The sequence below is a fragment of the Acidimicrobiales bacterium genome, assembly GCA_016794585.1.
Taxonomy (GTDB): domain Bacteria; phylum Actinomycetota; class Acidimicrobiia; order Acidimicrobiales; family DATDAH01; genus JAEUJM01.
Window position 1 is genome coordinate 63660 of sequence record JAEUJM010000040.1, and the last position, 26089, is coordinate 89748.

At 72.2% G+C, this 26089-nt stretch carries 20 protein-coding genes; 10 read left to right on the plus strand and 10 right to left on the minus strand.

Translation table 11 applies throughout. The annotated features are described in order from the left end of the window. Nucleotides 1-12 precede the first annotated feature (12 nt). From rfbD (JNK12_18830) to JNK12_18845, 4 genes are read left to right on the plus strand one after another with little or no spacing between them, the layout of a single operon-like run. Entirely contained in the window at nt 13-852 is an 840-nt protein-coding gene (gene rfbD, locus JNK12_18830; GenBank protein ID MBL8778001.1) for a dTDP-4-dehydrorhamnose reductase, read from the plus strand. Continuing rightward, the gene (gene bioA, locus JNK12_18835; GenBank protein MBL8778002.1) at nt 849-2177 is read left to right on the plus strand and encodes an adenosylmethionine--8-amino-7-oxononanoate transaminase; all 1329 of its coding nucleotides are present in this window, start codon (nt 849-851) and stop codon (nt 2175-2177) included. Before rfbD (JNK12_18830) ends, bioA begins: the two co-directional genes overlap by 4 nt. Continuing rightward, complete coding sequence (locus JNK12_18840; GenBank protein MBL8778003.1) at nt 2177-3307, plus strand: 8-amino-7-oxononanoate synthase; 1131 nt, start codon at nt 2177-2179, stop codon at nt 3305-3307. Before bioA ends, JNK12_18840 begins: the two co-directional genes overlap by 1 nt. Beyond that, nucleotides 3304-3999 carry a dethiobiotin synthase gene (locus JNK12_18845; protein MBL8778004.1) on the plus strand — a complete coding sequence of 232 codons (696 nt, stop codon included), beginning with the start codon at nt 3304-3306 and terminating at the stop codon, nt 3997-3999. The genes JNK12_18840 and JNK12_18845 overlap by 4 nt, the downstream gene beginning before the upstream one ends. A gap of 9 nt (nt 4000-4008) precedes the next feature. Here JNK12_18845 and JNK12_18850 read toward each other — a convergent pair whose 3' ends face one another. The 8 genes from JNK12_18850 to JNK12_18885 all read right to left on the minus strand — a co-directional run bounded on the left by JNK12_18850 (nt 4009) and on the right by JNK12_18885 (nt 14184). Continuing rightward, the gene (locus JNK12_18850; GenBank protein ID MBL8778005.1) at nt 4009-5811 is read right to left on the minus strand and encodes a VCBS repeat-containing protein; all 1803 of its coding nucleotides are present in this window, start codon (nt 5809-5811) and stop codon (nt 4009-4011) included. Further along, nucleotides 5808-6776: a hypothetical protein gene (locus tag JNK12_18855; GenBank protein MBL8778006.1), complete on the minus strand. Its 969-nt coding sequence runs from the start codon at nt 6774-6776 to the stop codon at nt 5808-5810. Before JNK12_18855 ends, JNK12_18850 begins: the two co-directional genes overlap by 4 nt. 53 nt (nt 6777-6829) lie before the next feature. Continuing rightward, a complete protein-coding gene (locus JNK12_18860; GenBank protein MBL8778007.1) occupies nt 6830-8152 on the minus strand; it encodes a hypothetical protein in 1323 nt (440 codons plus the stop codon). 58 nt (nt 8153-8210) lie between these two features. Then, a complete protein-coding gene (locus tag JNK12_18865) occupies nt 8211-9782 on the minus strand; it encodes a radical SAM protein (protein MBL8778008.1) in 1572 nt (523 codons plus the stop codon). 96 nt (nt 9783-9878) lie between these two features. After that, nucleotides 9879-10754 (minus strand): dTDP-4-dehydrorhamnose reductase, encoded by an 876-nt coding sequence (rfbD, locus tag JNK12_18870; protein MBL8778009.1) that lies wholly within the window; start codon nt 10752-10754, stop codon nt 9879-9881. After that, on the minus strand, nt 10751-12109 hold the full coding sequence (locus JNK12_18875; protein MBL8778010.1) for a hypothetical protein: 1359 nt from the start codon (nt 12107-12109) through the stop codon (nt 10751-10753). Before JNK12_18875 ends, rfbD (JNK12_18870) begins: the two co-directional genes overlap by 4 nt. Before the next feature lie 30 nt (nt 12110-12139). Further along, a complete protein-coding gene (moeB, locus tag JNK12_18880) occupies nt 12140-13312 on the minus strand; it encodes a molybdopterin-synthase adenylyltransferase MoeB (GenBank protein MBL8778011.1) in 1173 nt (390 codons plus the stop codon). 116 nt (nt 13313-13428) lie between these two features. Further along, complete coding sequence (locus JNK12_18885) at nt 13429-14184, minus strand: Sir2 family NAD-dependent protein deacetylase (protein MBL8778012.1); 756 nt, start codon at nt 14182-14184, stop codon at nt 13429-13431. A gap of 111 nt (nt 14185-14295) precedes the next feature. Here JNK12_18885 and JNK12_18890 point away from each other — a divergent pair, with 111 nt between their 5' ends. Beyond that, complete coding sequence (locus JNK12_18890) at nt 14296-15063, plus strand: hypothetical protein (protein MBL8778013.1); 768 nt, start codon at nt 14296-14298, stop codon at nt 15061-15063. A gap of 3 nt (nt 15064-15066) precedes the next feature. Here JNK12_18890 and JNK12_18895 read toward each other — a convergent pair whose 3' ends face one another. Together JNK12_18895 and JNK12_18900 are read right to left on the minus strand one after the other, a co-directional pair. Next, on the minus strand, nt 15067-16152 hold the full coding sequence (locus tag JNK12_18895) for a phytanoyl-CoA dioxygenase family protein (GenBank protein MBL8778014.1): 1086 nt from the start codon (nt 16150-16152) through the stop codon (nt 15067-15069). A gap of 13 nt (nt 16153-16165) precedes the next feature. Beyond that, entirely contained in the window at nt 16166-18967 is a 2802-nt protein-coding gene (locus JNK12_18900) for a B12-binding domain-containing radical SAM protein (protein MBL8778015.1), read from the minus strand. Nucleotides 18968-19185: 218 nt separating this feature from the next. Between JNK12_18900 and JNK12_18905 the strand changes: the two genes are divergently transcribed. The 5 genes from JNK12_18905 to JNK12_18925 all read left to right on the plus strand — a co-directional run bounded on the left by JNK12_18905 (nt 19186) and on the right by JNK12_18925 (nt 26055). Then, a complete protein-coding gene (locus tag JNK12_18905) occupies nt 19186-19989 on the plus strand; it encodes an ABC transporter permease (GenBank protein ID MBL8778016.1) in 804 nt (267 codons plus the stop codon). After that, nucleotides 19979-22417, plus strand: a complete 2439-nt coding sequence (locus tag JNK12_18910; GenBank protein MBL8778017.1) for an ATP-binding cassette domain-containing protein — start codon at nt 19979-19981, stop codon at nt 22415-22417. Before JNK12_18905 ends, JNK12_18910 begins: the two co-directional genes overlap by 11 nt. Further along, complete coding sequence (locus JNK12_18915) at nt 22414-23379, plus strand: phytanoyl-CoA dioxygenase family protein (GenBank protein MBL8778018.1); 966 nt, start codon at nt 22414-22416, stop codon at nt 23377-23379. The genes JNK12_18910 and JNK12_18915 overlap by 4 nt, the downstream gene beginning before the upstream one ends. A gap of 107 nt (nt 23380-23486) precedes the next feature. Beyond that, nucleotides 23487-25226, plus strand: a complete 1740-nt coding sequence (locus tag JNK12_18920) for a B12-binding domain-containing radical SAM protein (GenBank protein ID MBL8778019.1) — start codon at nt 23487-23489, stop codon at nt 25224-25226. Between the two features lie 40 nt (nt 25227-25266). Next, a complete protein-coding gene (locus tag JNK12_18925) occupies nt 25267-26055 on the plus strand; it encodes a glycosyltransferase family 2 protein (GenBank protein MBL8778020.1) in 789 nt (262 codons plus the stop codon). Nucleotides 26056-26089 lie beyond the last annotated feature (34 nt).

Below are 26089 nucleotides of genomic sequence, written 5' to 3' on the forward strand. Positions count from 1 at the left end.
CGGCACCCGCCCGTGAGGGTCCTCGTCACGGGGGCCGGCGGCCAGGTCGGCACCGAGCTCGTCGAGGCCTTCGCCGGCCACGAGGTCGTGGCCTGCGACCGGGCCCGGCTCGACGTCGCGAGTCGCGACTCGGTGCTGGCGGCCATCACCTCGGTCGAGCCCGACGCCGTGGTGCACGCCGCGGCCTGGACCGCGGTCGACGACTGCGAGAGCGACCCCGACCGGGCCTTCGCGGTCAACGCGCTCGGCACCCGCCACGTCGCCGAGGCCGCCCGCATCGTGGGCGCCCGGGTCTGCTACCTGTCCACCGACTACGTCTTCGACGGCACCTCACCCACGCCGTACCACGAGTGGTCGCCCACGGCGCCCCAGTCGGTCTACGGGCATTCGAAGCTGGCGGGCGAGCGCGAGCTCGACCCCGGCCACACCGTCGTGCGCACGTCCTGGGTGTTCGGCGAACACGGCGGCAACATCGTCAAGACCATCCTGCGCATCGCCGACGAGCAGGAGACCCTGCACTTCGTCGACGACCAGCACGGCCACCCCACCGACGCCGCCGACCTCGCCTCGATGATCGTGCGCCTCGTCGTGGGCCGGCGCCCCGGCGTGTTCCACGTCACCAACCAGGGGGCGGTGAGCTGGTACGCCTTCGCCCGTTCGGTGATGGAGGCCGCGGGTCTCGACCCCGACCGCGTCCGGCCCATCGCCACCACCGACCTCGACCCGCCCCGACCCGCCCACCGGCCCGCGAACTCCGTGCTCGACAACGCCGCGCTGCGCCTGTCGGGGCTCGAGCTGCTCCCCGACTACCGCGAGCCCCTCGCCCGCCTGGTGAAGACGCTGCAGTCGTGAGCGACGGCGGGACGGCCCCGGGCGCGCACGACGACTGGGTGGCCCGGGACGCCGCGGTCGTGTGGCACGGCTTCACCCAGATGGCGGCGTACGCCGACAACTCGCCGATCATCGTCGAGCGGGCCGAGGGCCGCGAGCTGATCGACGTGGACGGCCGGCGCTACCTCGACGCCATCTCGTCGCTGTGGGTCACCACCCTGGGCCACCGCATCCCCGAGCTCGACGCCGCCGCCGTCGACCAGCTCGGGCGGGTGGCCCACTCCACCATGTTGGGCAACGGCAACCGGGTGGTGATCGAGTTCGCCGAGGCACTGGCCGCCCGGGTCCCCGTCGACGGGCCGCACCTCCTCTTCGCCTCCGACGGGGCCGCCGCGGTCGAGCAGGCCCTGAAGATCGCCTTCCAGTTCTGGACCAACCAGGGCGTCACCGGCCGCGACACCTATCTCGCGTTCGGCGGCGCGTACCACGGCGACACCGTCGGCTCCCTGTCGATCGGCGCCGGCGGGTTCGGCACCGACGTCTTCGACCCGCTGCGCTTCCCCGTCCTGCGCGCCCCCGGCTTCGACGAGCCCGGCTGCATCGAGGCCGCCTGCGCCCTGGTGCGCGAGCACGCCGACCGGCTCGCCGCCGTGGTGGTGGAGCCGCTGGTGCAGGGCGCGGCGGGCATCCACGTGCAGCCCCCGGAGGTCTTCGCCGCACTGGGCGACGCCTGCCGCGACGCCGACGTGCTGTTGATCTGCGACGAGGTGGCCACCGGCTTCGGCCGGACCGGCACGCTGTTCGCCTGCGAGCAGGCCGGCCTGCGCCCCGACCTGCTCTGCCTCGGCAAGGGCATCACCGGCGGCTACCTGGCCCAGTCCGCCACGGTGGCCAACGACCGGGTCTACGCGGCCTTCCTCGGGGAGGACCTCAGCGAGCGCACCTTCTACCACGGGCACTCCTACAGCGGGAACGCCCTCGCCGCCGCGGTCGGCCTCCGCCACCTCGAGCTGCTCGACGAGTGGGACGTGCTGGCCAACGTGACCGCCCGGGCCGCCCAGCTGGCGGCGCTGCTCGCGGAGCGGATCGCTCCCCTGACGGGCGTGGCCGAGGTCCGCCAGCGGGGCCTGATGGTCGGCATCGAGCTGGCCCCGCCCACGGACGGCCTGCGGTGGGGGCGTCGGGTCAGCGCCGGATGCGTGGCCCGGGGCGTGCTCATCCGCCCCCTCGGCGACGTCGTGGTGGTGATGCCTCCGCTGACCACCACCGCCGACGAGGTCGACCGCATCGTGGCCACGTTGGTCGAGGCCATCACCGACGTCTCCATGGGCGATTCGCCCGGCTGATGCCCGCACGCTCGGCCTGGGACGAGTGGGTGCACCAGCGGAATCAGGGTGTCCTCGCGTCGGGACGCCGCCGGGAGGTCCGTGACCTCGACGGCGGGCGACCCGAGACCACGTTGAGCGCCGACGGCCGACCGGTCGTCTCCTTCGCCTCCAACGACTACCTCGGTCTCTCCCAGCACCCGGCGGTCATCGAGGCGTCCCGTTCGGCCACCGCCGAGCTGGGGACCGGGTCGGGGTCAGCCCGGCTCATCGTCGGAGCGCGCCCCGTCCACCGGGACCTCGAGGCCGACCTGGCGGCATGGAAGGGCACGGAGGCGGCGCTGCTGTTCAGCACGGGCTTCGCCGCCAACCTCGGCGTCCTGGCCACCCTCGGCGCCGACCCCGACACCCTGATCATCAGCGACGAGCTCAACCACGCGTCGATCATCGACGGCACCCGCTTGGCCCGCGCCCAGGTGGCGGTGTCGGTCCACGGCGACGTCGACCACGTCGCCGCGCTCCTCGACGCCCACCCTGGCCGGGCGATGGTCGTCACCGACTCCGTGTTCTCGATGGACGGCGACGTCGCCCCCGTCGACGACCTCGCCGCCGTGTGCGCCGACCGGGGCGCCCTCCTGGTGATCGACGAGGCCCACGCCGTGCTGGGCCCGGCCACGCCCCGGCTCTCGGGCCTCGACGTGGTGGTCGTGGGGACGCTGTCCAAGGCCCTGGGGTCCCTCGGCGGCTTCCTGGCGGCGCCGCGTGCCTACGTCGAGCTGCTCACCTCGACGGCCCGGTCGTTCATCTTCACCACCGCCACCCCGCCGGGTGACGCCGCCGCCGCGGCCGCCGCCCTCGCCATCGTGCGCTCGCCGGAGGGGGACGGGCTCCGCACCCGTTTGCGACGCCACATCGACCGGCTCCTCCCCGGCCACCCCTCCCCCATCATCCCGGTGCTGTTGGGCGACGAGGAGCGGGCACTGGCCGTGGCGGCCGCGCTGCTCGACCGGGGCCTGCTGGTGCCCGCCATCCGACCCCCGACGGTGGCGCCGGGCACCTGTCGCCTCCGCATCGCGCTGTCCGCGGCCCACACCGACGAGCAGGTCGAGACCCTCGCCGTCGCCCTCGACGAGCTGGGGTGCACGCCATGACGTCCCGGCCGGATCGTCTCGTGGTCGTCGCCGGCACCGGCACCGAGGTCGGCAAGACGTGGTGCGCCGCTCGGATCATCGAGCACCTGCGGGCGGCCGGCGTCACCGTGGGCGCCCGCAAGCCGGCCCAGTCGTTCGACCCCGACGACCCCTATCCCACCGACGCCGCCGTGCTGGCCGGCGCCACCGGCGAGGCCGAGGACGACGTCTGCGCGCCCGACCAGTGCTATCCCGTGCCCCTCGCCCCCCCGATGGCCGCCACCGCCCTCGACCGACCGCCGATCTTCCTGGCCGATCTCGTGGCGGCGTCGTCCTCGTGGCCCACGCCGGCCCCCGAGATCGGCTTCGTGGAGCTGGCCGGCGGCGTCCGCTCACCCTTGGCGAACGAGGGCGACGGCGACGGCGTCGCCCTCACCGCCGCGCTGGCCCCCGACAGCGTCCTGCTCGTGGCCGACGCCGGGCTGGGCACCATCAACTCGGTGCGCCTCTCCGTCGAGGCGCTGGCGTCAGGGTGCCGGGTTCCGATCGTGGTCCTGCTCAACCGCTACGACCCCGCCGACGACCTCCACGAGCGCAACCGGGCCTGGCTGGCCCACCAGGACGGCCTGGACGTCGTCACCACCCCCGCCGACGCCGCCGGCCGCCTCCGGGTGCTCCGCCCCGCCGACCCCCTCCGCCCCGACCACCCCTGAACGCCCGCCTCAGCCGTTGAGGGTGAGCGCGTCGCGGGCGCCGCCGGGGCCGTACCAGAAGACGTCCTCGACGCCGTTGCCGTTGAAGTCGCCGGCGAAGGGCACGAAGACCTCGTCGATGTCGACGCTGCGGCCTTCGAACGTGCGGCCGGGCGCTCCGAGGTAGAGGACGTCGGCCGCCGTTCCGGGGCGGTACCAGAGGATGTCGGCTCGGCGGCCCCGGTTGAGGCGGCCGGCCACGGGCAGGTAGCTGCCGCCGATCTGGGGCTCGCCCTTCTTCCGGAACGAGCGGCCGGCGTTCCCGTACCAGACCGAGTCGGCGATCCCGTCGGCGCCGTAGAAGAACACGTCGGCCCGCTCGTCGCCGTCGTAGTTGGCGGCCAGGGGCATCAGCCCGGTGCCGTCCTGGGTGTAGGCCTTGCTGGTGAAGCCGCGGGCCGTCCCGAACCAGACGTAGTCGGCCGCCCGACCGTCGCCGTACCAGAAGATGTCCTCGCGCCCGTCGCCGTTGAAGTCGGCGGCGGCCGGGAGGAAGTCCCCGCCCACCCGGACGCCGGAGCTTCGGAACGTGCCGTTGCGCTTTCCCCGCCACAGGACGTCGTCGGGTCCGCTGCCACCGGGCTTGTACCAGAGCACGTCGTCGGTGCCGTTGCCGTCGAAGTCTCCGGCGACCGGGGTGTAGGTCCCGTTCACCGTGATGGCCCGACCCACGAAGCGCCCGTACACGGTGCCCTGCCAGAGGTAGTCCGTGGCCCCACCGGGCGCGTACCAGATGATGTCGTCGACGCCGTCGCCGTTGTAGTCGCCGGCGACCGGCTGGTAGCTGCCGGCCACGCTCACCGGGATGCAGCTACGCGACCCGGGCAGCAGCGGACAACACGCCCCGGCGCCGCTGGACACGTCGCAGAGGGACTCACCGCCGGCCCACTGGAGGCTGGTGCGGGCGTTCTGGCCGAGCGGGCGCCTCGCCCACACGCCGCTGCCGTAGCCGGTGTCCGAACGGAGCCAGTGGCGGTACTCGTAGCCGCCCGCCGCGTAGGTGTAGAAGGGCGCGGTGAGGGGTGCGGGGGCCGAAGACGAGGGGCTCGCCCAGCCCACCCCGCCGGCGCCGTAGCCCTCGGCCTTGGCCGGATCGATCCGCCAGCACGCGAACGTGCCCGAGGCGCCCGGGCCACGGCACGTGCGCTGCACGACGCCACCGGTGTTGGACACCGCCGCGTCCCGGACGACGTCCCGCAGGCGCTGGGTGTTGATGTTGTAGATCTCGATCCAGATGGCCAGGCACCGGTTCTCGTTGCAGCCGTGCCACGGCAGCCACGCCCGGTTGAGTCGATCGGGCACCGAGCCGGTGGCCCCGCAGTACCGGGCGGAGATGGTCTGGGCCATGGCCGTGGCCATGACCCGGATGTCGGCCCGCTGGCTGGCGGTGAACGGCGCCCCGAGGCCGGCCGAGTCGTACTGCCAGAGCCCGACCCCGGGGTGCCAGAAGGCCCGGCGGTAGGGCGTGCCGGCGTTGCCGAACGCGTACAGCGCCGACTGGTTGTCCCACCGGCTGAGGGTCATCGGCGACGGGGAGAGGTTCCCCGAGGCCCCCGTCTCGGGCCAGGAGGGGGCCAGCATCGCGGCGACGAAGGCGTCACGGGGCAGGCCGCAGCGATCGACCGCGTTGGCGGCGGCGTAGACCTCGTCGAGCGGGTCGTCGCCCCAGGACCGGGCTTCGGCCACCGGCGCGGTCGGCGACGCGGCGAGCGCGAACGGGCTGCCGGCGATGACGACCAGCCCGGCGACCAGGGCGAGGAGATGGCGCCTCACGCGCTCATCCCCCAGAGCAGCATCGGCGCACCCTCGAGGCCCGCCACGTCACCTTCGACGGTCAGGGCGAAGTCGCCGATCCCGCCGGGCGCCAAGCGCGCGACGGGCGCACCGCCGGGGCCGACGGCGGCGGCGCTCGAGACCGCCCGTACCCGACCGTCCTCGCCGAGCCAGGCGGCCACGACGGCGGGTTCGGGGGCGTCGACGTCCGCGCGGACGGTCAGCGAGCCCAGGAGCACCATGGGGAAGGGACCGGGGCCCTCCTCCTGGTACAGGTACGTGTCCAACGGCTCCCGGACACCTCCGGGCTCGGTGAAGAACACGCTCAGCTCGAGGTCGCGGGTACCCAGCGGGGGCGACCCGCCGGCGTCGGCGGCCGACCAGTCGACCGAGGCCACCGCGGCGGCGTCGACCTCGGAATCGAGCACGAAGGGGGCCGGCTCACCCGACCGCAGCGGCGCGACGAGGGCCACGGCCTCGACGCGGTCGAGCTCGGCCCCGGCACGGTCGCGCAGGACCGCGGTCACCGTCGGCGCCAGCGCTGGGCTGGTCGTCTCGTTGCGGACCAGGCCCTGCGCCTGCCACGGGCCGGAACCGGAGGTGCTGACCGTGTCGGCGAGCACCGCGAGCGCCCCAGCGCTCACGTCGGTGGTGAAGAGGGGCCCGTGGAAGCCCGCCAGGGTGCGGAAGGTGTCGTCGCCGGCCAGGGCCTCGTCGAGGTCGTCGGCGGTGGCGCCGCAGTCACGCCCCTCCTCCAGCACGAGGCAGCCATCGGCGTCGTAGCTCTCCGGCAGACGCTCCTCGACCGGCGGGAGGGTGGGGAGCGACGCTTCGGCCGCACCTTCCTGCGCGTCGGCGGTGTGGTCGGGCTGCACCCCGCACCCGGCGACGGTGAGGAGGGCGAGGACCGAGACACCGGCGACGGCGGCGCGGACGAGCACTCGGGGCGTGGGACAGCGGGACATCTCGTACACCATCGGTCGTCCTAGCAGAAGATGTGAAGGGCGCGGCCGCGCCCTCACCCCGTCTCGTCGAGCGGCGTGAGGGTGTGGGGCATGGCCCGGAGGTGTTCGCGGAGCCGCTGCCGGGTGAACAGGCCCATGGCCACGGCGGCCACGAGGGAGCCGCCCACGATCCCGAGCTCGACCCGCAGGAACAGGTCGTTGCCGAGCGCCACGAAGGTGAGGAAGGCCACCACGCCGAGGAACCAGCCGAGGGCCACCCTGCGCTGCGACGAGAGGGCGATGAGCGACTGCCCGAGGGCCGTGGCCAGCATGATCGAGGCGCTGCCCGCGGCCAGCAGCGCCAGGTCGCGGCGGGTGAGGTCGAATTCCGGGCCGAACAGCAGGCGGATCACCGGGGGGCCGATGAGGAACGCGACGAGGGTGCCGACGACACCGAGGGCGGCCACCGCGCCGAGCAGCCGACCGAGCCGGCCGCGGAACTCGCTGTACCGGCCGGCGCCGGCGAGGGCCGAGAGGTGGGGCAGGAGCGACGCCTGCACGGCCTGGTAGAGGAACAGGGGCACCCGGGCGATGGTGAGGCCGACGAGGAACACCCCGGCCTCGTGCTCCTGGGAGTCGTCGGCCAACACCTCCACGGCGAGGGTGCCGGCGTTGACGAGGAAGGCGGCACACACGGAGGCGGCCAGGAGCGAACCGAGCGCCGACGTGAGCTCGTCCCAGGGAGCGTCCGGGCCTTCGGAGGTCAGGTCCTTCTCCCCCGCCAAGGCCAGCCACACCGCCACGAAGGGGGCGGCGCCGAGGACCACGCCGTACGGACCGGCGACCTTCACCCCCACCAGGGCGAGCACGAGCGAGCCGGCGAAGCGCACGGTGTTCTCGGCCCCGAAGTAGACGGCGTAGCCCCGGAAGCGCCCGAGGCCGGCCAGTTCGCCCCGGATGAGGTGCGCGAGGGCGTACGCGGGCAGGGCGACGGCGAAGCCCAACAGGATGAGGACCTCGTCGCTGAACAGGTGCGACAGGAGCCAGACCGAGGCCGCCGCGGTGAGCACGAGCAACAGGGCCACGAGGGCCGCGCCGATGGTGCCCGCTTGGCGCACGAGCGTGCCCGTGCCGATGCCTCGCGCCCACCGGTTGGCCAGGCCCCGGGCGACCTCCTGCTCGAGGGGCAGGAAGAAGCCGGGCCCCACGATGTAGATGCTGGCCCACAGCACCCCGAGGGGGGCGAAGGCCTCGGCGCCCAGGACCCGGGCGGTCAGACCCAGGAACACGAAGGCCATCACGCCGTTCACGACGAGGCCCACGCCCACCGTGGTGGTGCCCGACGGGAGGGGGTTCCGGGCGCGCAGGCGCGCGACGAGTGAGGGCGACGTGTTCACGCGGGGACGACGTTAGCGGTCGACCGGCCCGCCTCCGAGGCCACCGGAGCGCCCCGGATCAGGACGCGGCCGCGCGCTTGCGGTTGAAGGCCGTCCCCTTGCGGCGCACGATGGGCACGACCACTTCGGTGACGTCGGCATCGGGCTCGGTGTCGAGCGGCCGCCACTGGTCCTCGTAGCCGTAGCGCTCGGTCTCGCGCACCTTCGGCTTGCCGAACAGCATCAGCCAGAACTTGAAGGTGTAGTAGATGTTCCAGAAGATCTCGCCGTTGCGCACCATGAACACGGCGCGCCGCCAGAGGTACTTCGGGTTCTTGAGGTAGGCCTCACGGTAGAACTTCTGGAAGTAGTCGGTGATGGTCGACCACGGCAGCGTGGGGTGGTCGAAGATGTTCTCGGCGTTGTTGTAGACGGTGTAGGCGTCCCAGTCGAAGGTCTTGATCTTTCCCTCGCGCTGGAGGTCACGGAACATCGGGGTGCCCGGGTAGGGCACGCACATGCCGCACTTCATGGTGTCGAGCCGGACGGTGCGGGCGTAGTCGATGGTGTCCTGCATCGACTCCTCGGTGTCGCCCGAGAGCCCGACCATGAAGAAGCCGTTGGGCTCGAGGCCGGACTCGCGGGCCATCTCGACCGCGTCGATGCCCTTCTCGAGGCTGGCCCGGCCGCCCTTGCCGAAGGCCTTGAGGACCTCCTCGTTGCCGCTCTCGAAGCCGAAGTAGACCCGGTAGCAGCCCGCCCGCTTCATGAGGGTGAAGAGCTCGGTGTTGGCGCTGTCGACGCGGATGCCGTTGTTGCAGGTCCAGCCCACCTTGATGTCGCGGCGGATGATCTCCTCGCACACCGCGGCGGCCCAGTCGTTGTCGGTGGTGAAGATGTCGTCCACCAGGGTGACCTCTCGGTACCCGAGGCTCTGCACGTACGCCATCTCCTCGGCGCACCGCTCGGGGGACTTCTTGCGGTAGCCGCGGCCCATGGTGTTCTTCGAGCCGCAGAAGTCGCAGGTGTAGATGCAGCCTCGGGAGAACTCGATGGTGGTGACCGGGCGCTGACGCACCACGAGGCGGGTGACCCGGGCGTTGGACTCGAGCGGATAGTCGGCCCACGCGGGCATGGGCAGCAGATCGAGGTCCTCGACGAGCGCGGAGCCGGGCGTGGAGGTGATCTCGTCGCCATGGCGGCACCAGACCCCGGGGATGTCCTCGGCGCGCTTGCCGTCCAACAGGTCGGCGACGGTCCAGTCGGCCTCGCCGCTGGCGATGTGGTCGAGGGCCGACTCGCGCATCGTCTCGACGGGAAGCGCCGTGGGGTGGGCACCGCCGCCGATGGTGACGATGTCGGGGAAGCGGTCCTTCACCAGGAAGGAGATGTCGCGCATCTGGTTGGCGAGGGGTGTGGTGGCGGTGATGCCGACGACGTCGGGCTGCGCCCGCTCGATCTCCCTCGCCACCATCTCGGCGTCGTAGATGCGGTACGAGAGGTCGAGGATCTCGAGCTCGTGGCCTCGGGCCTTCACCGCCCCGCCGAGCGCGGCGAGGTTGAGCACGGGGTACACGGGGAAGGCGAGCCCACCCTCGTTCGACCCGTAGGTACGGGCGTACGAGGGGTTGATCAGCATCGCCTTCGCCATGGAGGCCGATGGTAGTCGTGATCGTTTCCCGGCCAACGGCCCGGGCCGCCCGCTTCCGGGCCCGACCACGGCACGGCGGGGGCCGACGACGGCGGCTCAGCGCAGGTAGCCGCCGTCCTCCATGAGGTCCTCGACGAGGCTGCGCACGGCGTCCCGCCAGTCGGGCAGGGCGGGGATGCCGTCGCGGCGGAGGCCGGCGTTGTCCAGCACCGAGTACGCCGGCCGGGTGGCGGCCCGGGGAGGATCGAGCTCCGCGGTGCTGATCGAGCCCATCCGGGCCGGGTCGTACCCGGCCGAGTCCAGCACGTGGCAGGCGAGCTCGTACCAGGACGCCTGACCCTGGTTGGTGACGTGGTACACCCCGGGTCGGCGCTCGGACGAGAGGCGCACCAGCACCGGGGCGAGGTCCTCGGCCACGGTGGGGCTGCCGACCTGGTCGTTGACGAACGAGATGGCCTGGTCGGGGTTGGCCGCCAGGCGCAGCATCGTCTTGATGGTGTTGGCGCCCAACCGCCCGGCGAGCCAGGCGGTCCGGACGGCCGTGAAGCCCTGCTCGACCACCGTCTCGCTGGCGAGCTTCGTCTCTCCGTAGACCGACAGCGGGCGGGCCGGGTCGCTCTCGACGTAGGGGACGTCGTGCTCACCGTCGAACACGTAGTCGCTCGAGATCGTCGTGAGGTGGGCGCCCACGTCGGTGCAGGCGTCGGCGAGCGTGTGCACCGCCGTGTCGTTGGTCGCCCAGGCCAGGTCGACATCGACCTCGCACTGGTCGGCGTCGCGGATCGCCGCGAGGTTGAGGACCACCTGGGGGCGCAGGGACCTCACCGTCGCGAACACGAGGTCGCGGTCGCGGATGTCCATCTCGTCGATGTCGAGCGCGGTGACGTCCCAACCCTCGGCCGCGAAGGCCGGGGCGCAGGCCTGGGCCAACTGTCCGGCACCGCCGGTGAGGAGCACCTTGGGTGCGCTCACGCCATCGCCTCCTGTCGAGCGGCGACCGTCTCGGTGACCGCGTCCTGCGTCGGGCCGTCGAGGACGGTGCCGCGCACCGCCACCACGACGGCGGCCGCGAACACCACCAGCAACGGCATGATCGGGTGGTGGTAGCGCGAGAGCGCGAGACCGCCCCACACCGCCATGAGCATGATCAGCGCGGTCACCCAGAGCGGCAGTGCCCGTCGACAGGCCCGCAGCCACACCAGGCCGGCGGCGGCGAAGGCCAGTACGGACCAGTGCCAGGCGTTGGCGAGCGTCACGTAGATCCCCCGAACCCGTTCCTCGAAGAGCGGGCGACTGCCGAAGTCCTCGGCATCGCTGAGCGCCTCACGGTCGTCGCTCATCGTGTCATAGGTCTTCCACAGCGTGAGTCGGACCTCGTCCACGGGGTGGCGCACGGCCCACGAGATGGCGTTCGAGGTGGTGGAGCGGTACCAGCGCGCCTCATCGGCGTTCCCCTCGTCGAAGGGCGACCCGGTGTAGCAGTAGCGCAGGCCCTCCGGCGTGTCGTCGAACAGGCCGGTGGCCCCGTCGTGGTGGCCGGTGCACAGGAAGGCGGCGTTGTTGGTGGAGATGGGCACGGCCACCCCGATCTGCACGGCGTTGCGGATGGTCCAGGGCGCCAGGACCACCACCATCCCCACGAAGGCCAGCGCGAAGGAGCGCACCGCGCCCTGCCAGGCCCCGGTGGTGGCCCGCAGCACCAGCGCGGGCGCGATGAGCAGGATGACCCCCGGGGTGCGCACCAGTGCGGCGAACCCGATGACGAGGCCGAAGGCGACGAGCCAGCGCGCCGAGGCGTCCCGGCCCTTCCACACCAGGACCGTCGCCGCCAGCAGGAGCCCGGTGGTCAGGGTGGCGAAGAGCGTCTCCGACATCACCACCGACGTGTAGTAGATCTGGCCCGCGGCCACCGCCATGATCCACGCCGCGGGGTTCCGCGCCTTCGGCCCGATCCAGCGTTCGGCGAGGAGAGCGGTGAACACCACCGTGAGGGTCGCCAGCACCACGTTGGCCAGCGACGCGGCGAAGTTCACGCTGATCCAGCCGGTGTTGCGCGCCAGGAGCGACAGCGGCGCGAGGAACAGCGGGTAGCCGGGTGGCAGGAAGGCCGTGGGCTCACCGAACTGCTCGGGGGTCCCGAGCCCGGAGAACCGCTCGGCGTAGCTCAGGTACTGGGCGGGGTCCGAGAGGTCACTCGACACCGGGCCGGTGGCGAAGATCGCCCACGCCAGGCGCAGCCCGAAGGCCACCACCACGGCCATGGCGAAGCTCCGGCTCCGGCGATCGTGCCACGTGCGAGCCGCCACGGCTCCGATGCGCTCGAGCAAGGAGGCGATGTTAGTTGGTGGTGGACGACCTCAGGTCGCCGGGTGCGCGTGGGGCATGCAGAGGTCGTCGTACTCGGCGATCACGATGTCGTCGGGCGACAGCGAGCACGCCGGGCAGTTCGGGTCGCGGTTCACCTTGAACGTGCGGAACGACTGCTCCAGCGAGTCGTAGGCCAGCAGGCGGCCCGACAGGCTGTCGCCCAGGTCGAGGATCACCTTGATGGCCTCGAGCGCCTGGATCGAGCCGATGATGCCCGGCAGGACGCCGAGGACGCCGGCCTCGGCGCACGACGGCGCCAGGTCGGCCGGAGGCGGCTCGGGGATGAGGCAGCGGTAGCAGGGGCCGTCGTAGGGCTTGAACACGGTGGCCTGGCCCTCGAAGCGGAAGATCGAGCCGTGGACGACGACCGTGTCGGTCTTCAGCGCGGCGTCGTTGAGCAGGTACCGGCTGGGGAAGTTGTCGGCCCCGTCGACCACCACGTCGTACTGGCTGAGGATCTCGACCACGTTGTCGGCGTTGAGCCGGAGGTCGTGGGTGACGACGTTGACGTCCGGGTTGATGGCCGTGAGGGTCTTCTTGGCCGAATCGACCTTGCGGTCGCCGATGCGGTCCATGTTGTGGAGGATCTGGCGCTGGAGGTTGGACTCGTCGACGACGTCCATGTCCACGATGCCCAGCGTGCCGACGCCCGCGGCGGCGAGGTAGAGCGCGGCGGGCGAGCCGAGGCCGCCGGCACCGAGCAGCAGCACCTTCGCGTCGAGGAGCTTCAGCTGGCCCTCGATGCCGACCTCGGGGAGGAGCAGGTGACGCTGGTAGCGGTTGCGCTGCTCGGGCGTGAGGGTCTGCGGGGTGCTCCAGTCACGCCCCTCGTCCTTCCAGCGGTTGAAGCCGCCGGCGATCGACACCACGTCGGTGTAGCCGAGCTCCGCCAGGGTCTTGGCGGCGAACGCCGAGCGCACGCCGCCGGCGCACATCACGAGCAGCGGGGTGGCCCGGTCGGGCACGCGGCCCTCGATGTTGCTCTCGAGGTTGCCGCGGGGGATGTGCAGCGCGCCGGGCACCGCGCCCTGCTCGTACTCGTCGGGCTCGCGCACGTCGAGGAGCACGGCGCCGTCGGCGTGGCGGGCATCGTCCGCGGTGGCGGTGTCGACCTCGCGGATCTGTGCCTTGGTCTGGTTCAGCAGGTCACGGAAGGTGGCCATGGGTCCCTCGGGTTCGGCGACGGTCGCCCGTTGGCGACGTGGGTTCGAAATGCTACCGATCCGGTCAACATTTCGACCAGCCCCGGCATTCCCCAGCCCGGGCCACCGCAGGGTGGTCAGTCGCGGGCCACCAGCCGGGGCAGCACCTCGCTGATGGAGCCGGCGACGACGGCGTCGGCGAGGCCGTCGTAGGGGGTGGGCTCGGCGTTGAGGATGACCACCGCGGCCCCGGCCTGCTTGGCCGTGGGCACGAGGCGCGACACCGGCTGCACCGTGAGGCTGGTCCCGACGGCGAGCAGCACGTCGCAGGCCTCCGCCGCGGCGAAGGCCCGGTCGATGTCCTCGGCGACGAGGGACTGCCCGAACGAGATGGTCGCCGACTTCAAGATGCCGCCGCAGCTCCGACAGGCCGGGTCCTCCTCGCCGGCCCGCACCCGGTCGAGGGCGCGCTCCATCGGCGCGGACTCGCCGCAGGAGAGGCAGGAGACACGGCGCATGGTGCCGTGCACCTCGACCACGAGGGCCGGATCGGACCCGGCGCGCTGGTGGAGCTCGTCGATGTTCTGGGTGACGAGCGTGTGCAACCGACCCTGGCGCTCGAGCTCGACCAGGGCGCGGTGGCCGTCGTTGGGCTCGGCGGCCCACGCCGGCGAGTCCAGGCGGTTGCGCCAGGCGGCCCGGCGCACCTCGGGGTCGCTGACGTAGTGGGAGAGGGTCGAGGCCTTCTCGGCGGCCGGGTCCTTGGTCCAGACGCCGTTCGGGCCCCGGAAGTCGGGGATGCCGCTGTCGGTGGAGATGCCGGCGCCGGTGAGGGCGACCACCTTCGACGCCGCCGCCAGCACCGCCCGGGCCTGCCGCTCTGCTTCGTCCATCCCGACAGGCTAGTCCCCCACCAAGACAACATGGGGTTGACGGAAAGTTATTGAAATGATCGACTGGCGCCGCTTCCTCCCTTCCCGGCCCTTCTCCCCTGGACGACCGACATGACCTCTCAGCCCACCAGCGCCTCCGCCGCGACCGCGGCTCCCACACCCCTGCACCCGGCCCCTCCGCCGGGAGCCGCCCCCCGCCCACCTGCCGCCCCCCGCCCACCCGCCGGCCCCGAGCCCGGGGCGCTGCCGGCGGCCCGCCTGCTCGTGCGACCCTGGCTCGACCCGGTGGTCGACCAGGTCGGCCACGACCCCCGCTCGGCCTACGTCGAGCAGTTCTGGCTGGCCACCCTCGGGCCCAGCACCACGTGGCTGCTGCGCCGCCTGGTGGCCGGGCTCGACGACGCCCCCGACGGCTTCGAGCTCGATCTCGCCACCACGGCCCGCTCCCTCGGCCTCGGCGCCCGATCCGGCCCCAACTCGCCGTTCCTGCGCGCCCTCGAGCGCAGCCGACAGTTCAGCCTCACCCGCGACGTCGGCAACGGCGTGCTCGCCGTGCGCCGCCGCCTCCCCCCACTCAGCCGCCACCAGGTCGCCCGCCTCCCCCAGCCCCTCCGAGAGGCCCACGAGGCGTGGCTCGCGAGCGCCCTCGCCGGTCCGACCACCGACGACCAGCGCCGCCGGGCCCGCCGCCTCGCCCTCTCACTGTTCGAGCTGGGCGAGGACCGCGAAGGCGCCGAACGCCAACTCCACCACTGGCGCTTCCACCCCGCCGTGGCCCACGACGCCGTCAACTGGGCCTGGGACCGCCACCGCATCGCCGCCGCCGCGGCCCGCCACCAGCACGAGACCCTCGGCTTCGATCCGCCCGGCGCCGCCTGAGCGCTACGAGCCGGCGAGGAGGCGCTTGACCTTGCCCTTCACCCGTCGGGCGAGCGTCGGCGGCACGGCGGGCGCCGCCACCTCGTCCGACACCCCCTCGTCCGGGCGGTCGGGCACCGGCGCGTCGGGCGTCACCTCCACGACCTCGTCGTCGCCCTCGCCCTCGCCCGGTCGATACACCCGGGGCACCGGCGCCGTCACCTCGTGGGTGGGGACGGGGATCTCGTCGGTCCCGAGGGCGGCGGCGACCGCCTCGGGGGCGGCGCTGACGCGCGCCTCGTCGTACTCACGCAGGAGCTCGTAGCCGTCGGGCATCCCGCCCTCCACGAGGGTCGGGTGGAAGTCGACGAAGAACTGCTCGTCCACGGCGTACACCCGCCGACGGTGCAGGCCCTCCCCCACCACGTGCACCAGGGGAGCCTCAGCGGGCACCACGGCCACGGCGATGGCGGGGCGCACGGCGTCCGACCGGTTCGGGGGCGACCAGTGCAGGGTCTTGGAGTCGTAGATCAGGGCGGTGCCGGCGGGCACCGCCACCCCCACCGAGTGACGCTTGAGGTACTCGTCGTAGGGCTCGAACCAATTGGCGATGTTGGTGCCGCTCGCTGCCTGGAGCACCGTCTGGCTGCCGGGGACCACGCACAGGTACCCGTTGTCGAGCTCGGGGCTGGTGTCGACCAGCGGCACCCACACCGTGCACGCCCGGCCGTGCTGCTCTTCGACGTACGTGCGGTCGTCGTGCAGGGCCATCTCGCTGTGCGGCCCGGCCGGCTTGATGACGAACGTCCAGAAGATGGCCCGGTGGTCGACGAAGTGCTCGGGCACCTTCCGGCCGAACAGCGGCTTCAGCAGACGCGCCACGCCGTCCATGACGGAGCGGTCGTCACGGGTGAAGTCGAAGGCGATGTGCTCCTCGTCGGCCTCCGGGACGAGCGCGGCGTAGCCGTCGAGCAGCGCCTGCACCTCGTCGGGGTCGAGCAGCGGGAGGGTGGTGTACCCCTGGGTGTCGTACTCCGCCTGGCGGGCGGGGTCGAGGAAGAGTGCCGTGGCACCCGCAGCCGGCGGGGGCGTGGCGATGCCGGCCATCATGGTCGACGGCGGCTCACCCGACGGCGGCGCGTTCGGCGACCCTGATCCGGATGTTCTCGGTCACCCGCGAGGCCGGCTCGGGCTCGGGCGGGAGATCGGTCGGCACCTGGTCCTTGAGCGACGTGTAGGTGCCCGCCGCGGCCACCTCGGAGTGGTTCTGCGCCAGCGGCGAGTCGAGCTCCCAATGGCCCGACAACCAGAACTCCTCCATCATGCGCTCGTTGCGCGAGTCGGGCGGGCGGCGCATGCCCTCCTTGCAGCGGCCGGCGGGGTCGCCCACCACGGTGAAGGTGGCGGGGCCGTACTCGCCCAGCGGCCGCCCGGTCGGGCGGTTGTGCCCGTCGGTCCAGAGCGAATACGTGTTGTCCCGGAAGTAGGTGACGTAGTCGTGGTCGAGGTCGACCTCGAGGGGGAAGGGCCGCCCGGTGTCGGGCAACAGGCTCACCTGGACGGCGAGGACGGTGTCGAGCGCCGGCGTGAGGGGGACGTCGAACTCCTGGTTGACGAAGCGGCGGACCTCGGCGGCGTACGAGCCCCAGCCCACGGGCGCCACGTTGAACCAGTCGAAGTAGCGCACGATCCAGTTGAGCAGCGGGTAGCGCTCGGGGTCCTCGCGGGACACCTCGACGATGCGCAGGAAGAGGTCCATGGCGGGGACGCCGTGGTCCCACTGCACGAAGCGGGCGACGTGGCGCAGCAGGCCGTAGCGCTCGAACACCGTGTAGGCGTGGCGGATCCGCAGCATCTCGCGCCGGTCCTCGAACGTGAACGACTTCGTGGACATGATCATCGAGTGCTCGTCGGCGACCACCTGGTGCTCGGCGCGGTACTCGGGATCGTTGATGGGCGCGTTGGGCAGGAGCTGCGCGATCCACATGCGCGCCGGGACGTCGTGGTCCATCAGGAACTGGAGGTCGGCCGAGAAGGACGACACGGTCTGGCCGGGCAGGCCGATCATGAGGTCGGCGGAGAGCGGCAGTTGGCGGCGCCGGAACGAGGCCGCCAGCGAGACGTAGTGGTCCGAGGAGATGTTGCTGCGCCGGATGGCGTCGAGGGTCTCGTCGTCACGGGTCTGCAGGGCCAGCGTGAAGTACGGCGTGACGTTGGCCGACACGAGCCGGTCCACCAGGTCGGTCAGGTGCTTGGTGGTGTTCTTGGCGACGTTGAACCCGAAGAAGGAGGGCGCCCCGGTGCGCTCACGGATCTCGACGATCCGGCTCGCCACCTCGACGTCGCGCGACATGATGCCGAAGTTGGCGTCGGCCACGGCCCACGCCTGGATCCCCCGCTCGGCGGCCCACTCCATCTCGGCGGTCAGGCGGTCGATGTCGAACTTGCGGATCCGCGACAGCGTCGACGAGCCCCAGTCGCAGAAGGTGCACCCGTAGGGGCAGCCACGGTTGGTCTCGTGGATCACGCAGACCCACGCCTCGGGGGAGATGTGGTCGAACTCGCCCGTGAGGTACGGCGACGGCAGGACGTTGAGGTCCGTCAGCCGCTCACGGTCGCCGTTGTGGACCACCTCACCGGTGGCCGGGTCCCGGTAGCTGAGACCCTCCACCCCCGCCATCAAGGCGAGGTCGATCTCGGGCAGCGACGGAGCCAGGGCCTCGAGGATGGCCGGCAGCGTGACCTCGCCCTCGCCGCGGACGGTGACGTCCACCAACGGGGCGTGCTCGCCGAAGTAGCGGACGCAGTCGTCGGCGTACTTGGGGGTGGACGGCCCGCCGTGCACGATCACCAGGTCGGGGTTGATCGCCTTGGCCTCGGCCGCCAGCGCCAGGTTGTGGTCGATGGACCACACGTAGTTCGACAACAGCAGCACCGCCGGACCGGACCGGCCGCGCAGGTCCTCGAGGAACGAGGCCGGGTCCTCGGGGCGGCGGATCTCGAAGTGCTCCTCGAGGGAGCCGCCGTCGTGCGCCCTCGCCGCCGCCGTCAGCATGCCCAGCGAGAGGAGGGGGCCGATCTCCACCTGCCACACCGCGTAGACCGGGGTGCGCCCGGCCCGCTCGGGCCCGACCGTCGGGGCGTCCAGGTAGCGAACGGGCGCACCCGAGCCGCCGCTGGACGCGAACGGGTCGCCCCCGACGGGCGCCGGATCGGCCTCCACCGCAGCCACCACCGGCTCGGCGGCCGGCTCGGCGGGGGCGGGCGCCTCCGCCTCGGGCGCATCCGTCTCGGCCGGCTCGGCACCGACGGGTGCGGTGGCCGGGCGGCCGCGGACCAGGCGCTTGAGCGGGCGGGCGACCCGCCGGGCGCGCCGGTAGAGCGTCGCGGGCACCGGCGCCGCCTCGGGCTCGGGCTCGGGCTCGGGGACCGGGGCCTCGGCGACAGGGGCGGGAGGCGCGGGCTCGTCGACCATGCGCACGCGCCCGTGCACCACGAGGCGACGCAGGCGGGCGCCCCACTCCTCACGGCTCGGCGGCTCGACCCCGAGGTGCGTGCGCACCGACTCGTCGGCCCGGTCGTACAGGGGTGCGGCCACGGTGGCGTCCGTGAGCACGTCGAAGAGGCAGAGGTCGACCACGTCGAGCAGGGCGCGGCCGGTGCCGAAGCCCTCGATGCCGAACCAGCCGCCGCGCACCACCCCCACGAAGGAGTCGGGAGGCTCGACGAACGCGTCGCCGCGGACCGGCTCGAGACCTTCCCAACCGGTCGCCACCCGGTCCTCGCCGCCGATGGCACGGAGCATCCCGATCACGTCCGTGAACGCCAATTCCACCGGCTCGACGCCATCGGCCGGGGTCGACAGCCACCCGTCAGCCGACCGCACCACCAGCGCGCCCGCTCCCGCAACGACCTGAGCATCCATGGCGGGAACGATAACCCATGGACCCCTTTCGGCGACGGGTGTGACGGGGTGGGTTTCGCTCGTGGCGGCGCGGTCGCGCCTGCGGGCCCGCCGGCGCCGGAGGACCTCGCGATGGCCGGTTCGAGCAGGGGTTGCACCGCCCCGGGCCCGCTCTCGGCGCCCCGCCGGGTGCGACCCACGGACTTTGTCGGCCCTGGGGCCTGTCGTAGCATTGCCGGATGCCTGAACGCTCCTCCGCCACCGTCGTCGGCGTCGGTGACCGCATGGAGCGGACGTGGGCGCTGCTCAAGATCCTCACCCCGCGCGAGTTCCGGGTGCGCTACCGCGAGAGCGTCCTCGACCTCGCGTGGGCGGTCATCACCCCCCTCGTGTACCTCGTGGTCTACGGCGTCATCCTGACCCAGGCGTTCGGGGCCACCGGGTCGTGCGCGCCGTACCTGAGCTCGGCGTGGACGGGCCTCGTCGTCTGGACCTTCTTCTCGATGGCCCTGGGCGCGGCAACCAGCAGCCTGATCCTCGCGGCTCCGCTGACCAGCAAGATCTACTTCCCCCGCGAGGCCATCCCCTTGGCCGACGTCGGTGTCCACGGGCTCGACTTCGCGATCGCCTTCTTCACGATCTTCATCGTGGCGGGCATCCAGGGCATCGCCCCGACCCCCACGGTGCTGGGCGCACTGCCGGTGCTGCTGCTCATCGTGGTGTGGACGGCGGCCCTGAGCGTGTGGTTCAGCGCCCTGGCCGTGTTCATCCGGGACCTCACGCAGGCCGTGCAGCTCCTGTTGCGGGCCGGGTTCTTCGCCACGCCGGTGATGTACGAGGCCTCCTTCCTCGGCTCCCTGAAGTGGCTGGCGGTCGTCAACCCGATCGCCGTCGGCATCGACGGGCTCCGTCGCACCATGCTGTGCGGGCTGTGGCCGAACTGGTCGCTGACGGCCATCCACCTGACCATCGGGTCGGCGCTGCTCGTCGCCTCGCTCTTCTACGTGCGCAAGGTCGAGCAGCGCTTCGCCGATGTCCTCTGAGGACGACGGGCTCGCCCCGGGCAGCATCCGCCTCCGAGGGGTGACGAAGTCGTTCGACCGGGCCTCGCGCAAGCCGTTGTCGATGGCCAACCCGTGGTCCGAACGCCACTACCGCCAGGAGCACACGGCCCTGCACGCCGTCGACCTCGACATCGCTCCCGGGGACAGCGTCGGGCTCATCGGGGCCAACGGGGCGGGCAAGTCGACCCTCCTCAAGCTGCTCGCCGGGGTGATCGAGCCCTCCGAGGGCGAGGTCCGCCGCGTCGGGTCCATCGGCTCGATGATCGAGCTCGGCCTGGGCTTCCACCTCGAGCTGACCGGCCGCGAGAACGTCCGGGGCACCGCCACCATCCTCGGCCTCACCCCGGACGAGGCCGAGGCGGCCATGCCGGCGATCATCGAATTCGCCGACATCGCCGACGCGATCGACACCCCGATGAAGCACTACTCGACCGGCATGCGGGCGCGCCTCGGCTTCGCGGTCGCGGTCCACGTGCCCGCGGACATCCTCCTGATCGACGAGGTCCTGGCCGTCGGTGACCAGGAGTTCCAGGAGAAGTGCGTCGAGCGCATCACCGAGATGCACGACGCCGGCACGACCCTGTTGTTCGTGTCCCACTCGACGTGGCTCGTGGCGGCCGTGTGCGAGCGGGTCGTGCACGTCCGCAAGGGTCGGGTGGTCGACGACGGTCCCGCCACCGAGGTGATCCAGCGCTACCTCAGCCCCCAGTCGGTGGAGCTCGCCGACGCCGAGCAGCCGACGATGCAGTTCGGCTCGTTCACCCTCGAGAACCCCCGACTGGGGCCGTGGGACGAGCTGGTGCTCACCGCCGACGTCGAGGTCACCGCCGAGACCCCCGAGCCGGCGATCGGCATGGCCCTGAACTGGGCCACCCTCGCCCCCGAGGTGACCATCGCCCGGGTGACCTCCCCGCTCCCGGCCGCCGTGCGGCGACCCGGCCGGTATCGCCTCCGGGGCCGCACCTCGGGCCTCCCGGCGGACTCCGGCCATGCCCAGGTCCAGGTCGTGCTCGTCGACGAGACCACCCAGCGGGTGCACGGCCGCGACGGGGGTGAGATCTGGATCGAGGGGCCCGTGACCCGCGAGCAACCCCAGATGGCCACCGAGGTCGAGTTCGCACTCGAGCAGGTGACGGGCGACCCCGACGCCGACGCCCGCCGACAGCGGGCCCTCTCGGGTGGCGACGGGCGGGCGACCGGCCCCCTCGTGGTCGAGTGCCGCGGGGTGGAGAAGCGCTACCACGCCGGGTTGCGCAAGGGCGGCTTCCGCGCCGCCCTGCCCAGCGAGGTGATGCCTGCCGAACGCGACGGCGAGGTCCGTGCGCTGGATGGCGTCGACCTGGACGTGCGCCGAGGGGAATGCCTCGGCATCATCGGCCCCAACGGCTCGGGGAAGTCCACGATCCTCAAGTGCATCGCCGGGGTGACCGCGCCGACCGCTGGCGAGGTCATCACCCGAGGCCGCCTCGTCTCGATGCTCGAGCTCGGCATCGGCTTCCACGACGCGTTGACCGGCGAGGAGAACCTCCGGGAGACCGCCGGGCTCCTCGACCTCAGCCGCGCCGACCTCGAGGACGCGATGGACGCCATCGTCGCGTTCGCCGACATCGGCGACGCGCTCCGCGCCCCGGTGAAGCAGTACTCCAGCGGGATGCGCACGCGGCTCGGCTTCGCGCTGGCCATCAACGCCCGTCCCGACCTGCTCCTGATCGACGAGGTGCTCGCCGTCGGGGACCGGGCCTTCCAGAAGCAGGCCATCAACGCCGTGCGGGCGCTGGTCGAGGCCGGCGCGAGCGCGGCCTTCGTCTCCCACGACCTCGAGCTCGTCGAGGAGATCTGCGACCGCGTCGTGCGACTCGACGCCGGCCGGGTGGTGGACGAGGGACCGGCGGCGGAGGTCGTCGAGCGCATCGGCGGCACCGGCTGGGAGAGCGGTCTGGTGCAGTACACCAGCAACGTCCGGGTGGACCGGCTCGAGCTCGCCCGCCGGCAGGTGCCCGAGAACGGCGCCCTCGAGTTCGAGGGCCGCATCGAGGTCGCCGAGCCCAGCCCGACCACGCGGGTCGAGTTCGCCCTCCTGGCCAAGACGGGCAACCCCAACGAGCTCCCACCCGATCGCATCAAGAGCTCGACGGTGTTCAAACGGGTGGTGGTGCCGGCCGGCGGGCTCGAGGTCGGCCACTACCGCTTCCACGGCACCATCCCCCGCGTCCCCATGCTCGGCGAGCTCTATGCCATGGTGACGGCCGTGGACGAGCGCGAAGGTATGGTGACGGCTCGGGTCTGGCAGGACGTGAAGATCGGAACGCGCATCCAGATGGAGATCCTGACGTGGTCGATCGAGCTCGACTGGGAGGTCGTCGACGAGCTCGACGCCGCCGGCTCGCTCACGGGGGACCGGTCGTGACCCCGGCCACCTTCCGGGACCCGGCGCTCGAGCAGCGCCTCGACCGCGACGGATTCGTCCACCTCCCCGGGCTGGGCATCAGCGTGCTCGACCACGCCTGGGACCTCTACCGCGACGCCCCCGTCGGCGAGTCGGTGCCCGTCGGCCCCGAGTTCGCCGCCGCCGAGGCCGCGGCCGACCGCACGTGGCGCAACCGCATGGCGCCCGGGGACAACTGGCGCCTCAGCACCGACGGGTGCACTCCCGAGGAGCGCGTCCGTATCAAGGCGGACCTCGCCCCCATCTGGGAGGAGGTTGCCGGGCCGTTGCTGACCGGGCACCGCATGGTCATGAACTCGTTCCTGACCAAGTTCCCCGGCGGCGACTCCTTCCTCCCCCTCCACCAGGACCCCACCGTCGTCGACGAGCGCGAGCACCGCAGCGTCACGGTCTGGCTCGCCCTCGACGACATCGGCCGGGAGCGGGGCAACGGCGCCCTCCACGTGCTGCCGGGCAGCCATCGCTGCGGGCGCGAGTGGCGGGGCACCCGCACCGAGCCCAGCTACCTCGACGAGCTCGAGGAGCTGTGGGCCGTGGCGCAGCCCGTCGACGTGGTCGCCGGTGACGTCGTCGTCATGGACAGCAGGGTGCTGCACGGCTCGCCGCCGAACTACTCGGATGCGCCCCGGGCCGCGATCGCCGGCGTGGCGGCGCCGATCGACGCCACCCTCGTCCACGCCGTGGGCATCGACGACGACCGCGTCGAGGTGTGGGGCGTCGACGAGCAGTTCTTCTGCGACAACAGCCCCGGGTCGCTCCGCCAGCACCTCCCCGCCGGCTTCCCGGTGATCGACGTCGTCCACCGCGCCGACCCGCCCACGACGGCGGCCGCGCTCCTGGCCCAGCAGCACTTCGAGCGCACCCGCCGCGGCCGGGCGCACGCCCGGCTGGCCCGGGCGAAGGCCCGCCTCCTCGGCCACTGAGCCACCGGCCGGCGGCGAAGTCGCACCCCCCTACGTTCGGCGCGCGAGAGGGCTTGCGGCCTAGAATCGCCCGGGCGGATCCGGACCATCAACGCAAAGGATTGCAGATGCTCGATTCCAACGATCCCGGCCCCGGCGGCGACGCGGCCACGTTGAGCGACGCCGCTGCCAAGACCACGGTCACCATCCTGCGCGCCCCGGTGGTCGTGATGCCGGGAGCGCTGGCCACCCACGGGCCCACGCCACCCATCGGCGCCGCCTACGTGGCGGCCGCACTGCGCGAGTCGGGCCACACGGTGCAGTTGATCGACGGCGCCGGTGAGGCCATCGACCAGTGGATCGAGATCGACTCCCCCGTCGGCAAGCTGCACCAGATCGGCCTCTCGCTCGACGAGATCGTCGAGCGCATCGACCCGGCCGCCACGGTCGTCGGCATCACCACGATGTTCCTGCACGAGTGGCCCACCATCCGCGACCTCATCGATCTCATCGCCGAGCGCCGCCCCGAGATCTTCATCGTGATCGGCGGCGAGAACGGCACGGCGTTCCACAAGATCATGCTCGAGCAGAGCAAGCACCTGGACTGCTGCGTGCTCGGCGAGGGCGAGGCCACCATGGTCGAGCTGTGCGACCGCCTCGCCGCCGGCCGCTCGCTCGGGGGGATGACCGGCATCGCGGTGCGCGAGACCGCCGAGAGCACCACCATCGTCGACACCGGCCTGTCCATCCGCATGACCAAGAAAGAGGTCAACACGGAGATCCCGCGCCCGGCGTGGGACCTCGTCCCCCTCGACGAGTACTTCAAGCACTACCCGTTCTTCGGCGTCGACCGCGGCCGGTCCATCCAGGTGCTCGGCACCCGCGGCTGCCCCTACAAGTGCTCGTTCTGCTCCTCCCCGCAGATGTGGACCACCAAGTACGTCGTGCGCGAGCCCGAGGACGTGGTCGACGAGATCGCCGAGTACGTCGACAAGTACGGCATCGGCAACGTGAACTTCGTCGATCTCACCGCGGCCACCAACCGCAAGTGGACCCTCGGCCTCTGCGACGCCCTCGAGAAGGCCGACCTCGACGTCGACTGGCAGCTCCCGGTGGGTACCCGCATCGAGGCCATCGACCGCGAGGTGCTCCAGCGGATCTACGACACCCGCTGCCGCAACATCACCTTCGCCCCCGAGAGCGGCTCGCAGCGGATGCTCGACCACATGGACAAGCGGGTGAAGCTCTCGCACGTCCAGGAGGCCATCGTCGACGGCGAGGACATCGGCCTGCACACGATGATCAACATCCTCATCGGCCACCCCAAGGAGACCCGCGGCGATCTGTGGAAGTCCGTGCGCTTCATGTTGAAGTGCGCGTGGCTCGGCTGCTCCGACGTGGCCGTCATGATGTTCTGCCCGTACCCCGGCAGCCGCGACTTCGACGACCTGGTGGCCTCCGGCGAGCACGTGCTCGACGACGCCGCCTACTACGTGGGCCTCTCGCGTGGCTCGTCCGAGCACCGCAGCTGGAACCCCCGCCTCGGGGTGAAGGAGCTGCGCCTCATGCAGCTCTTCATGATCTCGGCGTTCTACATCACCAGCTGGGTGCGCCGCCCCAAGCGGGCCTTCAAGTTCTTCAAGGGCCAGCTCACCGGCTCCGAGGACACCTACCTCGACCAGATGGTGCGGACCAAGCGCAAGAACCTCGCGCTGCGCGACGACAACGCCGAGCGCAGCGAGGCCGCCCTGCGCAAGGGCGAGGAGGCCAGCGAGGCCGCCGCCCGACGCCGGGCCGAGCAGACTGCGGGCAAGGGCGCCGACACCGCCGAGCGCGCCGCGGACTCGGCGCTCGCGCCCACGAGCTGACCCGGACCCCCCGGGCGAAACCGAACCGACAGGACGAGCCGTGCAGATCGCCGTGACCGTCGTCGCCTACGAGGCGTCCGACACCATCGAGGGCGTCCTCGATCGCATCCCGGCGACCATCGACGGCCGGGTGCCGTGGGTGCTGATCTCCGACGACGCCAGCTCGGACAACACGTTCGACCTCGCCGAGAAGTGGGCCGCCCGCAATCCGCACTTCGAGGTCGAGGTGACCCACCAGCCCGTGAACCTGGGCTACGGCGGCAACCAGAAGGCCCTGTACCAGTGGGCGCACGACCGTGGCGCCGACATCGCCATCCTCGTGCACGGCGACGGGCAGTACCCGCCGGAGATGGCCGCCGACCTGGTCGCCCCATTGGTGGCGGGCGAGGCGGAGGCCGTCCACGGCTCTCGGATGATCCTGCCCGGCGGGGCCAAGCGCGGCCGCATGCCCATCGATCGCCGCATCGGCAACCGGGTGCTGAGCCGCACCTTCAACTTCCTCAGCGGATCGCACCTGTCCGAGTGGTTCAGCGGCTTCCGGGCCTACAAGGTGGACCGACTGATGGCCATCCCCGACCTGCACGACCTGCCCAACGGCTTCGACTTCGACACGGCCATCACCCTGCGCCTGCTCGAGAACGACGACCGCATCGCCGAGGTGGCCATCCCCACCCACTACGGCGACGAGATCTCCCGGGTGCCCCTGCTGCGCACCGGCCTGGCCGGCCTCGCCCACGCGGTGGAGCACTGGCGCCACTTCGGCCGGCGGGGCGCGGCGGGTGCCGCCTCGCCCGCCCCCGGCGCCGCCGACCCCGCCACCGAGGCCTGACCCCGGGCCGCCCCGGCAGCGCGAGCGACGGGGC